This is a genomic window from bacterium, from assembly GCA_008933615.1.
Taxonomy (GTDB): domain Bacteria; phylum CLD3; class CLD3; order SB21; family SB21; genus SB21.
The window spans coordinates 1-13,303 of the sequence record WBUR01000004.1 but is presented as its reverse complement, the minus strand read 5'-3'; the positions used below and the strand labels follow the sequence as shown (position 1 = coordinate 13,303).

At 45.0% G+C, this 13,303-nt stretch carries 16 protein-coding genes; 12 read left to right on the top strand and 4 right to left on the bottom strand.

Translation table 11 applies throughout. The features are described from left to right. Window positions 1-47: 47 nt before the first annotated feature. From F9K33_02225 to F9K33_02170, 12 genes are all read left to right on the top strand, one after another. Complete coding sequence (locus F9K33_02225; GenBank protein ID KAB2881038.1) at window positions 48-1,436, top strand: hydrogenase; 1,389 nt, start codon at window positions 48-50, stop codon at window positions 1,434-1,436. Between the two features lie 33 nt (window positions 1,437-1,469). Then, on the top strand, window positions 1,470-2,024 hold the full coding sequence (locus tag F9K33_02220; protein ID KAB2881037.1) for a DUF3341 domain-containing protein: 555 nt from the start codon (window positions 1,470-1,472) through the stop codon (window positions 2,022-2,024). Between the two features lie 27 nt (window positions 2,025-2,051). Next, complete coding sequence (locus F9K33_02215) at window positions 2,052-2,660, top strand: cytochrome c (GenBank protein KAB2881036.1); 609 nt, start codon at window positions 2,052-2,054, stop codon at window positions 2,658-2,660. Window positions 2,661-2,666: 6 nt separating this feature from the next. Continuing rightward, window positions 2,667-3,848, top strand: coding sequence for a hypothetical protein (locus F9K33_02210; GenBank protein KAB2881035.1), 1,182 nt, complete (start codon window positions 2,667-2,669; stop codon window positions 3,846-3,848). A 9-nt stretch (window positions 3,849-3,857) separates the two neighbouring features. Beyond that, the gene (locus F9K33_02205) at window positions 3,858-4,271 is read left to right on the top strand and encodes a hypothetical protein (GenBank protein ID KAB2881034.1); all 414 of its coding nucleotides are present in this window, start codon (window positions 3,858-3,860) and stop codon (window positions 4,269-4,271) included. Between the two features lie 96 nt (window positions 4,272-4,367). Further along, window positions 4,368-5,102: an SCO family protein gene (locus F9K33_02200; protein KAB2881033.1), complete on the top strand. Its 735-nt coding sequence runs from the start codon at window positions 4,368-4,370 to the stop codon at window positions 5,100-5,102. Between the two features lie 57 nt (window positions 5,103-5,159). Beyond that, the gene (gene coxB / locus F9K33_02195) at window positions 5,160-6,098 is read left to right on the top strand and encodes a cytochrome c oxidase subunit II (GenBank protein ID KAB2881032.1); all 939 of its coding nucleotides are present in this window, start codon (window positions 5,160-5,162) and stop codon (window positions 6,096-6,098) included. A gap of 21 nt (window positions 6,099-6,119) precedes the next feature. Further along, complete coding sequence (gene ctaD, locus F9K33_02190) at window positions 6,120-7,793, top strand: cytochrome c oxidase subunit I (protein ID KAB2881031.1); 1,674 nt, start codon at window positions 6,120-6,122, stop codon at window positions 7,791-7,793. 36 nt (window positions 7,794-7,829) lie between these two features. Continuing rightward, window positions 7,830-8,477: a cytochrome c oxidase subunit 3 family protein gene (locus F9K33_02185; protein ID KAB2881030.1), complete on the top strand. Its 648-nt coding sequence runs from the start codon at window positions 7,830-7,832 to the stop codon at window positions 8,475-8,477. A 5-nt stretch (window positions 8,478-8,482) separates the two neighbouring features. Continuing rightward, window positions 8,483-8,902 carry a hypothetical protein gene (locus F9K33_02180; GenBank protein ID KAB2881029.1) on the top strand — a complete coding sequence of 140 codons (420 nt, stop codon included), beginning with the start codon at window positions 8,483-8,485 and terminating at the stop codon, window positions 8,900-8,902. Window positions 8,903-9,014: 112 nt separating this feature from the next. Then, complete coding sequence (locus F9K33_02175; protein ID KAB2881028.1) at window positions 9,015-9,608, top strand: SCO family protein; 594 nt, start codon at window positions 9,015-9,017, stop codon at window positions 9,606-9,608. Window positions 9,609-9,610: 2 nt separating this feature from the next. Further along, window positions 9,611-10,024, top strand: coding sequence for a DUF420 domain-containing protein (locus F9K33_02170; protein KAB2881027.1), 414 nt, complete (start codon window positions 9,611-9,613; stop codon window positions 10,022-10,024). Between the two features lie 11 nt (window positions 10,025-10,035). On the opposite strand, the gene F9K33_02165 is transcribed toward F9K33_02170, so the two are convergent. The 4 genes from F9K33_02165 to F9K33_02150 all read right to left on the bottom strand — a co-directional run bounded on the left by F9K33_02165 (window position 10,036) and on the right by F9K33_02150 (window position 13,264). After that, a complete protein-coding gene (locus F9K33_02165; protein ID KAB2881026.1) occupies window positions 10,036-11,643 on the bottom strand; it encodes a hypothetical protein in 1,608 nt (535 codons plus the stop codon). Between the two features lie 151 nt (window positions 11,644-11,794). Next, window positions 11,795-12,085 carry a 4a-hydroxytetrahydrobiopterin dehydratase gene (locus F9K33_02160; GenBank protein KAB2881025.1) on the bottom strand — a complete coding sequence of 97 codons (291 nt, stop codon included), beginning with the start codon at window positions 12,083-12,085 and terminating at the stop codon, window positions 11,795-11,797. A gap of 58 nt (window positions 12,086-12,143) precedes the next feature. Further along, a complete protein-coding gene (locus F9K33_02155; protein KAB2881024.1) occupies window positions 12,144-12,932 on the bottom strand; it encodes a hypothetical protein in 789 nt (262 codons plus the stop codon). A 20-nt stretch (window positions 12,933-12,952) separates the two neighbouring features. Then, window positions 12,953-13,264 carry a hypothetical protein gene (locus F9K33_02150; protein KAB2881023.1) on the bottom strand — a complete coding sequence of 104 codons (312 nt, stop codon included), beginning with the start codon at window positions 13,262-13,264 and terminating at the stop codon, window positions 12,953-12,955. Between the last annotated feature and the right edge of the window lie 39 nt (window positions 13,265-13,303).

Genomic DNA, 13,303 nt, shown 5'->3' with positions numbered 1-13,303 from the left:
TGTAAAAATTAATTAATGTCACGATTACAAATTAAACTGAAAAACCTGTGAGTGTAGCAACAACAAATCAACCTGAACCTTTCGTCGACGAAGCTCCGTTAATTACGGGCAATCCGACATTTAAGGGCATATCAAATCAGATCAGCGAAGTCGTTGAGAACAAACCGCCGAAACCCTGGTATATGGCGTTTCTGGTTGCCAGTTCAGGCCTGCTTCTGCTCTTGGTTTCCGTCACCTATTTGATCTTTGAGGGCACCGGTATCTGGGGCATAAATAATCCGGTCGGCTGGGGCTTGGCGATTGTAAACTTCGTGTTTTGGGTTGGTATCGGCCACGCAGGCACGCTGATCTCGGCAATCCTTTTTTTGCTGCGCCAAAGATGGCGCACGTCGATCAACCGATTTGCCGAAGCGATGACCATTTTTGCCGTTATTTGCGCTTTGCTCTTTCCCGGAATTCACGTTGGCCGTATTTGGGTGACGTATTGGTTTGCTCCCGTACCTAATCAAATGGGTATGTGGCCAAATTTCCGCAGCCCATTGCTTTGGGACTTTTTTGCGGTGGGAACGTATTTTACCGTTTCATTATTATTCTGGTATGTTGGTTTAATACCCGATCTTGCCACGTTGCGCGATCGCGCGAAAACGCGCACGCGACAGATCATTTTCGGAATATTATCGCTCGGATGGCGCGGCGGAAACAGGCAGTGGAAGCATTATGAAATGGCGTACATGATTTTAGCCGGGCTTTCAACACCGCTTGTGTTGTCCGTTCACAGTATCGTGTCTACGGATTTCGCTACGAGTATCGTTCCCGGATGGCATACGACGATATTCCCGCCGTATTTCGTAGCCGGCGCGATCTTTTCCGGATTTGCCATGGTGATGACGCTGGCCATCATTGCGCGTAAGATATACAAACTCGAAAATATTATTACGATCTACCATCTTGAAAATATGAACAAGGTTATGCTGGTGACGGGGATGATGGTAGGTTATGCCTACAGTTGTGAATTTTTCATCGCATGGTACAGCGGTAACGGTTACGAACGATTCGCATTTATCAACCGCGCTTTCGGCCCGTTCTGGTGGTCGTACTTCAGTATGATCTTTTGTAATGTGGTAGTGCCGCAAATATTTTGGTTCAAAAAATTACGTACGAGTATTCCGGTCATGTTCATTGCGACCATATTCATCAATATCGGCATGTGGTTCGAGCGGTTTGTGATTATCGTGACGTTGTCCCGTGATTATTTGCCTTCGAGTTGGGATTATTATCGTCCGACGGCATGGGATTGGATGACGTTTATCGGCTCATTTGGACTATTTTTTGTGTTATTCTTACTGTTCTTGAGGTTTTTACCTATGATTGCGATGGCGGAGGTAAAAGGAATTCTGCCGCAAGCGGATCCGCATCATAATAACGGTAAACATTAAACAGCTGCAATTTTAAAATAATAAGGTTTTGTCATGAGTGAAACTAAGCCAAAAGAAGAGAAAAAGGTATCGATCGTGCTGGCGGAATTTGCCGATCCGGGATCGCTCCTGCAGGCTGCCGTGAAAACGCGTGAAGCCGGATACAAAGCGTATGACTGTCACTCGCCATTTCCCGTGCACGGTATGGACGGCGCGATGGGGCTGTCGCGTTCACCATTAGCAAAAATCGTATTTTTCTGCGCGATGTCGGCGGTGTGCGGGATGATCGCGTTAACGTATTATGTCAGCGTCGTTGCTTATCCGCTGGTGATTTCCGGGAAACCTTTTTTCAGTTATATCGCGTATGCGCCGCCGATTTTTGCGATCGGTGTTTTGACCGGCGCGTTAACATCCGTGTTCGGTATGCTGGCTTTGAATAAATTGCCCATGCCGTATCATCCGCTGTTCAATTCAACCGGTTTTGCGCGGGTAACGGATGACGGTTTTTTTGTAACCGTTCAGTCAAACGATCCGCAATACGACGAACAAAAAGTTAAATCGTTTTTGACGTCCATCGGCGGCAAGAATGTTGAAGTCATTCAAGGATAATTTAATCACCTATAAATCAAACTATTTATGAATCACCAAAGATTCCGGAAATTTTTATGGATCGCGTTCGCGGTAACGGTTAGTGCCTGCCAGGGCCGTCCTTCGGATCAGCCGCCGATCCATTTGAATCCTAATATGGATCATCAGCCCAAGTTCAAGCCGCAGTCGTATTCTAACTTTTATGAAAATAATTCGACTATGCGGATACCGGTTGCAGGAACCGTTGCGCGTGGGAATTTGCGCGGCGATGCGGCGTATTACACCGGCAAGGACGAGAAGGGCAATTTGGTCGCTGTCTCACCGGTTAAGACGGATTTAGCTTTGCTCAAACGCGGGCAGGAACGCTACGAAATTTTTTGTTCTCCATGTCACGGTGCGGCCGGCGATGGTCGCGGGATAGTCGTTCAGCGAGGTTACCTGCCGCCGCCGTCATACCACACGGACGTTTTGCGTAAAAATCCGGACGGACACTTTTTTGACGCCATGACCAACGGCATTCGTAACATGGCCTCCTATAAGAACCAGGTTTCCGTGAATGACCGATGGGCCATCGTCGCCTACATACGCGCCTTACAGCGCAGCCAAAACGCCGGTCTTGAAGACGTTCCACAAGAAATGCGAAAGGACCTTAAGTAAAAAATCATGAAGATCAATACTGAAACTTTTAAACTGACAGAACCCGGTTCATTCGGCAGAAATGCGTTGATCGTGGGAGCGGCCGGCCTCGCGTTGAGCGCGGCGGGATATGTTATGGATTCAAAACAGTTTTTTCATTCTTATCTTGTTGCATTCACATTTTGGACTTCGATCGGCTTAGGCGGGTTGTTTTTTACTTTGCTGAATCATCTCGTCGGTTCGGAATGGAGTATTGTTTTGCGCCGCATTTCAGAGACCATTATGGTAACGCTGCCCATCATGCTTGTGTTTTTTGTTCCGATCATATTTGGTTTTCACGATCTGTATCACTGGAGCCATGCCGACGTAGTGGACGCGGATCCAATTTTGAAAGCAAAAGCCGGTTATCTGAATCCGATGTTTTTTGTAATTCGTACGGTGATCTATTTTGCTATCTGGTTCATATTCGGCCGTATGTTATATAATATGTCGATCAAGCAGGACGGCGGCGATCAGTCTAATAGCGAACGCATGCGCCGCATCAGCGCGCCCGGCATGATCCTTTTTGCATTTACAGCGACCTATGCCGCATTCGACTGGCTCATGTCGCTTCAGCCGCACTGGTTCTCTACAATATTCGGCGTGTGGTATTTTGCGGGCGGACTTTTGACTGCTTTGGCATTTATCAACTTGTTTGCGCAGGTCCTGAGAAAGAACGAAGTTCTGAATAATCAGATCACGATCGAACACTATCACGATATCGGAAAACTAAAATTTGCGTTTACGATATTTTGGGCTTATATCGCGTTCTCCCAATTCTTTCTCATCTGGTATGCGAATATTCCAGAGGAAACTATTTTTTATCTTGATCGTTGGGAAGGCTCATGGCAGAGCGTGAGTCTCATGCTGATCTACGGACATTTGATGCTTCCGTTCCTTTGGCTGATCCCGCGCGCGACCAAACGCAGCTTGCCTGCCATGGCATTTATCGGCGTGTGGCTCCTGCTTATGCATTGGGTCGATCTCTACTGGTCCGTATTTCCTAATTTACATGAACACGGTTTCCAGTTATCCTGGATGGATCTCACAACGATGCTGGGTATTGGCGGTATTTTTATCTGGGCGATGTGGGTTCGTTTTTCAAAGAACGCATTGATCCCGGTTAAAGATCCAAAACTCGATAAATCGCTGCACTTTGCAAACCCATAGGAATTATATATGAACGAATCAAACAAATTCGGGCACGAACGTCAAGGAGAACACGCCGAACAATTAGGCGCAGAGCACGGCGGAGTGGATTATGAACGCAGGGACGCAAATCCGCGTAAAATCATGATCGCCACCGTTTCTCTTCTCTCTGTCGTTGTTGTATTGATTATCGGACTGGCGGAACTTTTCACCATGGTAACGGAGAACCAAATTAAAGAAGCGGTTCTTAAGCCCGAGTCAGCGCCGTTGCGTGAATTAAGATCTAAAGAACGGGAAATTCTGAATAATTATAAAATAATTGATGCTGCAAAAGGCGTATACCAAATTCCGATTACGCGCGCGATGGACTTAGTTGCCGAAGAAGCGTATCAAAACGCGCAAAAAAAAGATTCTAAACCGGCAAAGACTAACGCCGGAAATTAGCAAAGATATTAAGTGTTTCGATTCAGTTTGACATCGTGGATACTCGCGATTGTTCTTTTACAATGTGGACGGATTGAACTTCGGGCGCAGGTGATTATGGACCGGCAGCCTGTGAGCGGGATCGATGTTATCGAACATCTAAGCGATACCATTCCGCTTGATCTCGAATTTACCGACGATGAAGGCAAGAAAACAGTACTGGGCGATTATTTTCATCAGGGCAAACCGGTTGTGATTGTGTTAGCCTATTATAATTGCCCGATGTTATGCACGCTGGTGCTGAACGGCGTCGCGGATGCGGTAAAGCAGAACAATTGGACTCCGGGTGAAGATTACCGTATCGTCACGATCAGCATTGATTCTTCGGAGACGGCTGAGTTGGCCGGCCTGAAAAGGAAACGGTATCTTGAATATCTCGCCAAACCGGAAGCGGATGCCGGTTGGCGGTTTCACGTCGGCGACCATACACAGATCGTACGTTTGGCAGATGCATTGGGCTTTAAGTTTTTCTATGATGCAGACCGAAAAGAATTTGCGCATCCGGCGGTAGTTTTTATTTTGGGTGAAGACGGAAAAATTTCCCGTTACCTGTATGGCATTCAGTTTAATGACCGCGATTTCAGATTAGCATTGGTAGAAGCGTCCGAGGGCAAGGTTGGAAATACGCTGGATCGATTGCTTCTGTATTGTTTTCATTACGATCCTGCGTCGAAAGGTTACGTCGTCATGGCGATGAACGTCATGAAACTGGGCGGATTGGCAACTATGTTGATATTGGGATTGTTTCTTGCCGTGATGTGGAAAAGAGACCGTACATCAAAAAAAGAATAATTAAGATTTTTTTCATATAACATTGTTATTCGATTATTAAAGGAAAGTTCAAAGAACATGAATGAGAGCAGTTCGTTTTGGATGCCTCAGGCCAATTCTACTTACGCGGGCGATATTGATGCGCTTTTTTATTTCATCTATTATTGCTCTGTATTTTTCCTGGCGCTCGTTACAGCTGGGATTATTTATTTTTCCCTAAAGCACAAACGACGTAAACAGGAAATGACATCCGGCGCTACGCACAACAACACATTGGAATTTGTGTGGACGATCATTCCGGCTATTCTATCCTTTACGGTATTTGGCTGGGCTTTTCAGGATTACATTCACATGACCGTTGTTCCGAAGGATGCTTTGGAGATCAAAGTAACCGGACAAAAATGGTTCTGGTCGTTTGAATATCCGGAAGGCGGCACGTCGGTAAATGAGTTGGTCATACCCGTCGGCAAACCGATCAAACTCTTGCAGTCGTCGAAAGACGTGATCCACAGCTTGTTTCTTCCGGAATTCAGGACGAAACGCGATGTATTACCCAATCGTTATTCTGTCAACTGGATTGAAGCGGTAAGTACGGGCGAATTTGAAATTTTTTGCGCCGAGTATTGCGGAACCAAACATTCGGAAATGATCGGCAAGGTGCGCGTACTGACGGAATTAGAATTTAATAAATGGCTGGAGACCAATAGCGCAAGCGGCGAAGGCATGACGCCGGAATTATACGGTGAAAAACTGTACGCTTCGAAGGCATGTATCACCTGCCACAGTCTTGACGGGAAGCCGGGAACGGGCCCCAGCTGGAAAGGTATCTACGGCCATGAGGTTAAGATGGCCGACGGTTCCACGGTTGAGGTGGATGAGAACTATATACGTGAATCCATATTGAATCCGCAGGCGCGTATCGTAGCCGGATTCCAGCCTGTGATGCCCACGTACCAGGGAATCTTAAAGGACCGGGAGATTGACGCCATTATTTCGTATATCAAAACATTAAAATAAATTTTAACAAAAGGTAAATTTATGGCTACCGCTTCGCAATCTTATGCCGAAGTAAATTATCTGAATGATCCCAAAGGCTTGAAGTCCTGGCTATTGACGCTGGATCACAAGCGCATCGGCTTGATGTATTTATTTGCCATCATGACGATGTTTTTGATGGGCGGCGTTTTTGCCATTTTGTTGCGGCTGGAACTCATGACGCCGGCTCGTGATTATTTTGATCCGGATACGTACAATAAACTCTTTACACTGCATGGTGCGATCATGGTGTTTCTTTTTATCATTCCTTCGATTCCCGCAGCCATCGGAAATATTATTCTGCCTTTACAGTTGGGCGCGAAAGACGTCGCGTTTCCGCGGCTTAATCTAGCCAGCTGGTACGTATATGTTACAGGCGCCATTTTCGCACTGTATTCAATGATCAGCGGGGCTGTAGATACCGGATGGACATTCTATACGCCGTACAGCACGACGACCAATACGTCCGTCATTTCTATGACGCTGGCCGTATTTATTCTGGGTTTTTCTTCGATCTTTACAGGACTTAATTTTATCGTCACGATTCACAAATTACGCGCTCCCGGGATGACTTGGTTCCGCCTGCCATTGATGGTCTGGGGATTATATGCCACTGCGATCATTCAGGTTCTCGCGACACCGGTGCTCGCAATTACCTTGGTGCTATTAATGCTGGAACGCAGTTTAGGCATTGGCATATTTGATCCTGCCATGGGAGGCGATCCGGTTTTATTTCAGCATTTTTTCTGGTTTTATTCCCATCCGGCGGTTTATATCATGATCCTGCCCGGTATGGCGATTATCAGTGAACTGGTAGCGGCCTTTTCTCATAAACAAATTTTCGGTTATCGTTTTGTCGGATTTTCAAGCCTTGCAATAGCTTTGACGGGCTTCCTGGTTTGGGGCCATCACATGTTCACCTCCGGCCAATCAGAATTTTCAGCTGTCGTTTTTTCATTTATTACCTTCCTGGTGGGTATACCTTCAGGCATCAAAATATTTAATTGGCTAGTCACTATGCATAGAGGCTCCATCAGTTTTCAGGCGCCGATGCTATGGACATTTTCTTTCTTGTTTCTGTTTACGATCGGCGGATTAACCGGTATTTTTCTTGGCGCCATTTCGCTCGATCAGCATTTACACGATACATATTTTGTTGTTGCGCATTTTCATTACGTGATGATGGGAGGAACGGTCATGGCTCTGATGGGAGGTATTCATTACTGGTGGCCAAAAATATGGGGACGAATGTACAATGAAGCCTGGGCGCGTTTCTCGGTTATTTTTGTTTTTGTCGGATTCAATCTGACTTTTTTCACACAGTTCATTTTGGGGACCCAGGGCATGCCGAGACGCTATTTCAGTTACGTTGAACGTTTTCAGACACTGCACCAGATGTCCACGATCGGTACATGGCTTATCGGTTTAGGCTTCCTTATCATGGCAATCTATCTGATTTACGCCATATTCAAAGGGCCTGTTGCAGGCAATAATCCCTGGGGCGCTCTGACTTTAGAGTGGACCACGCCGTCGCCGCCGCCGGCTCATAATTTTGATCGTCAGCCGATCGCAGTTCACGGTCCCTATGATTACGACTCTATGATGGCCGAAATAACCTATAGCGGAACTCCGGGTTATGTGGGCAGTAAAGAGGAAACTAAAACAGAAGTAAAGTAGAATTTTAAATAGAATACCTTAAGAGGAAGCAATTTCATGAATCATGCTGCTGAACATCCAACCCATCTTGCGCATCACTTCGCGGATATGGAGCAACAAAAAGAATCGGCTAAATTAGGCATGTGGTTCTTTTTGTTAACCGAAGTGTTGACGTTTGGCGGGTTATTTTGCGCGTATGCGGTTTACCGGGCGTGGTATCCCGAGATGTTTTCAAATGCGCACCGTGAACTGAATGTATTGATGGGAACGATCAATACGGTTGTACTGATCACCAGTTCACTCACGATGGCGCTCGCGATCCGCTCAATGCAGATCGACCGTAAGAATCAAACCATGTGGTATCTATTTTTTACGTTCCTGCTGGCCGGCACGTTCATGGTGATCAAATATTTCGAATATACTCACAAGATCCATGTCGGACAATTGCCTGGAAAGTTTTATTCCTTTGAAGGAATTGAAGGTTCGAACCCGCATATATTCTTCAGTATTTATTTCATGATGACCGGGTTGCACGGCATACACGTTTTGGGGGGGATGTGCCTTATAGCCTGGCTGATGTACAAAACAAAAAAGAACACTTTTTCGCCGGAATATTATACGCCGATCGAAATGACAGGATTATTCTGGCATCTCGTTGACCTCATTTGGATATTTTTATTTCCACTATTTTACCTTATAGGATAATTATCATGAGCACCGACACATCAGCCAAACATCAACCGCATGTTCTGCCCGTAAGCACGTATCTCGGCGTTGGCGCCGCGCTGCTGGTTTTGACCGCGATAACGGTCTGGGTTGCGCAATTTCATTTCGGAGAATGGAATCTTATCGTCGCGATGGCGGTCGCCGTAACGAAAGCAATTCTGGTTGCGCTCATCTTCATGCACCTTTTGTGGGACAATAAAGTTTACATGGTCATTTTTTTGAGTTCGATCTTATTTTTGGGCATATTTATTGTTCTGACCATGTTTGATACGCTGCGGCGGGATGACATTTATGACTACGTTGAAAAACCGATCAATCCGAATGCTATTATTTATCAAACCGATTCGACCAAAACGTCCGCCGCACCCGATTCAACGGCCGTTCCATCCGGAACTGCACATTAGTTATTATCAAACCGTTTCTTACATTCTTTCATATAATTTCGGTACCGGAGCCAACAGGCTCCGAATGCCGAAATTTGTTTTCTATAATATTAATTAATACCTTTTAAGTAACATGAATGATAAAAAAATAAAATGGGTTTTCATCGGTCTTCCCGCGGTATTATTATTAATGATCGTTGGTGCCTGGGGAATTCATAAAATCAAATCTTCAAACTCCGGTATTCCGGTGTTTGGTAAGGTAACATCGTTTTCATTTACCGAAAGAAACGCCGAACCGTTTGGCTCGAATGAGCTATCCGGAAAAGTAAGTATCGTTAATTTTTTCTTTACCACTTGTGAGGGTCCCTGCCCTAGGATGAACGCACGGGTTGCAGAACTTTATAAATATTTCTCAGCTGCAGCAAGCGTTCAGTTTGTTTCTATTTCTGTGGATCCCGTACGTGATTCGCTTCAGGCGCTCGGGGACTATGCTGCGCGGTTTGGTGTGAATGACCGGCGATGGCTTTTTTTGAGAGCGCCGATAGACGATGTGAAGTCGTTATCTGAAAATGTTTTTATGCTGGCGGGCGGGGACATGCCGAGTTTGCACAGTACTAAGTTGATCCTGGTAGACGAACAAAACAGCATTCGCGGGTATTATAGCAGCGATGATCCGAAAGATTTACAATTATTAAAAAAGCATATTCTAGTATTAGTTGAGGATTAACAATGGCCTTCACTGATCTGCCGACGTTAAACGCGTTCTTAAACCTTGTCTGTTCCATGTTATTGATTGCGGGGTTCATTCAGATAAAAAATGGAAACCGCGATTTACACAAGAAAATCATGATTGGCGCATTGATCACTTCCGCTTTATTCCTGACGTCATATGTGTTTTACCACTATCAGGTCGGTTCCGTCTCTTATCCGTATCATGACTGGACGCGGCCTCTTTATTTCTTCATACTAATTCCGCATGTGATTCTGGCCGCACTGATGGGTCCGTTTATTTTAACGGCAGTGTGGTTTGCATTTCGAAATGATTTCGATCGGCATAAAAAGGTTGTGCGTTGGGTATGGCCTGTGTGGATATTTGTGTCGGCGAGCGGCGTGGCGGTTTATTTAATGCTCTATCGCTTGTAATTCATTAAAAATTAGATCTGCATGCGGTTTTTTATATCGTTGTAGTTGTTTACGATAAACTCCTTGTATCCCGCGTAAGGTTCTGAGAAACGCATCTTCAACTTATTCTGCGTGGAATCCATCAGATCGGCCAACATTTGTTTCTGTTCATTGACTAAGGTGCTGAAATTCTGCTCTTCCCGGTTATATGCCTTTCCTTCCTCATCCCACTTTTTTAATTGAAGATTCAGCAGATAGTCATATCCTTTTTCAGAAGCAAATATTCCGATAAGGGAATGCGCTTCCATCGGCGCGCTGTTAAGCGGATGATGAATAGTATCTTTATAACGGTCCATGATCTCGTCCACAGAGTCACGATTGCGGCTGCAACGTTTTTGCAGAATGGTTTCAAAACTTTTCTTGTAGGATTCTGCCGCCAGATCGACACGCCCTGTCAGAAAGAACAGAGTTCCCAAATGGCTAAAAGTAACGGCCAGTTTTTCGGTTTCCACATTGTAAAATGTTTCATCCTCCATGTCAGGAATTAAAACCGTCGTTGAAAACGAAAAGACTTTATGAATATTTTCTTTTTCTTTCTGGAAAAAACTAAAATCCACTTTGCCGCGTGAATATCGTTCGGCTTTTAATAGTGAATCGCACCACTCATACCCGATTGTGATGGCCGTCTGATAATCCATAAATTCATTGCTGAGATCGTCGGCTTCCAGTATTCGGTCGAGATGATGCAAGCAATCTTCATATTTTTGCGCGCGAATAAGAAAAAAAACTAATTTGGGCAGCAAATACGCGATAAGGTCGATATTGACCAGGCGTTCCACCAACGATTCGATATTCTGAATTTGTTCGGCTTCGTCATGTTCTTGTATCCGATTAACCAGCCGCTCAGCCGTAATGCGCATGGCATCCTCGATCTGAGACCGGATTGCGTCCTTAACCTTTGATCCGTCGCCCAGCATCTTGAATAGTTCTACAGCCCGTTCACAATACACGCTGGCATGGCCGTAATCGGTTTCTTCTATGGCATCCACGCTTGCCTGGCATAAATTGTATATCAATAAAGTGAGGAGCCTGTCAGATTGAGCTTCATGTTTCTCAAATAGCTTCGTGAGATGCGCAACATTGAGTTTGAACTCCACTGTCGACTGATTCTGCAACTGCCGGTATATCAAAGTAATAAGAAGTAGAAATACAACCCGAGGGTCTTTTATCAAGTTGACAACATATTCCCTCAGAAATTGATCGATTGCCTCGTCAATGTTTTCGGGAAGGGCTTCTCTGTGAGCTTCGGTCCTGCTTTGAAGAAAACGATTTTTGATATCCAGAAATTTTGTAAAATAAGCCGTGAGCGGATTGCTGAGTTTTTTTGCTTTGAGATGCGGGGCGTTGTAAATTTCCTCAATGACCCTTCGGTTGGTTTCAAATGTGGCCAGCAATTCCTGTGAAACCGAAAGATCTTTACCTTCCTTCAGAATAGACTGAATCAGAACGTAAATTTCAGAAATGCACTGCCATGGTGATTTATTGGCCTGCATTCCCGATTCGGCAAGAAATTCGATAATCGCCCGGAGCTCGAAGTTTTTTCTGCGTTCGTTGTCTTTGTCTGAGGCCGAATCGTGCATAAAGTTGATGTTTAGTTAGTGTAAAAATATTCCTGACATGACGGTACGACGTACATACTTTTACTGTCTGTCTGACGATGGAAATAAATGATTAAAAGAAATGGTATTAAATTTTATGAATAAATCCGTGCGATTGCAAGATAAAATTCTGTCATGTCAAAAAGGCGTCTATGCGTTCCGCTAAAGTAAAATCATATTCGGTGATGCCGTTTGCATCGTGCGTATAGAGTTCGATAATAACGGAGTTGTAGACGTTGGACCAGTTTGGATGGTGATTCAGTGATTCCGCCAGTAAGGCAACGCCGGTCATGAAACCGAAAGCTTTGACAAAATCGGGGAATCGGAATTCTTTACGCAATTTCCCGTCATGGAATTGCCAGTTCTTGAGATTGGCTATACGGGACAAAATGTCTTTTTCGTCTAATTTTCTACGATCAGGCATACAATCCTTCTTTATAAAAAAACCTCCGATGCCGAAGCACGGGAGGTTTGGTTGAAGTTTATTCGATTGTGATCTCTCGCTCAGTTTTATTATAGGAGCCCTCTGCAGGTTTTCCATCCTTATCTACGAGTTCCAATGCAAATGTGTATTTACCGGGGGTTAAACCCGTAACAAAATACGGTTTCCATTCGGTGAACACGGTTTCATGCTGTCCGTTGATGGTTAGTTTGACTTTATATCCATCGGGACTCAGGTCGCAGCCTGATACCCAAAAATCGACCATGATGCGTTTTCCATCCTCGCTTTTGTAAGTGCCTTTGGGGCGGCTGTAAGTTAATAGCGGCTTTTTAAAGTCAACCGGCGCAGCGCCTACCTTTTTCTCGGCATAGAAAGTGATCGCATCCCAACCCTGCGCTCCTTTAAGGCTTTCGTGATAAGAGCGGCTCGGAAACACGCGCAGAGTATGAACGCCCGGCGATAATTCACCCGGAATCTCAAAAGGTTTTCCGACTTCATAACAAGCTTCATAGGCTTTATTATCCAGAATTATGTGAATGTGTTGGCCTTGGGATGAATTGGCGATTTCTTTGGCGCGGGCAGTTTCGGTTTGTTTGCCAAGGTCGTAACCGGTTACGTCTAATGTAACGCCCAGTTTTTTATCTTTGATAATTTCACCGTCTTTAGGATAAGTGATTTTCACGGTCGGAGTTTCTTTTTCATCGGTGCGCTCACCCGGAGTAATCTTGATCTCCGTTAGTTTTTGGCTTTCTTCTTTTTTGGATTCTGTCTTTTTTGTACCGCATGAAATAAGAACGGCGAGAGATAAAATCCATATAATGTGTTTCATGTTAGCTCCTTTTTTTGATGTTAAATAGAATCTAAATTAGCGGTGCCCATGAGAGCGTCTATGACATCTTTGGCTGAGTAACCCGAGTTCCCGGCTTTCAAAAACCGGCCAATGTTGGCAAGATCGTTGCCCGCAGTTACAAGCGGCGGTTCGACGTATCCGTTTTTTCGGCGCTGGGGGATTCCGGCAGCGGCCATAAGATTATTGCACAAACACGTTCTGCCGACCGTTTCTTCTAACCGTCCGCCTTTGCGTACATAATCTTCTACAGGCTCGGCCGGACAACGATAAACAAGGGATCCGTCTTCTTTCTTGAAAAGCGTTCGGAGCATACTGATGTCACACAATCTGGTGCGGGCATTATATACATT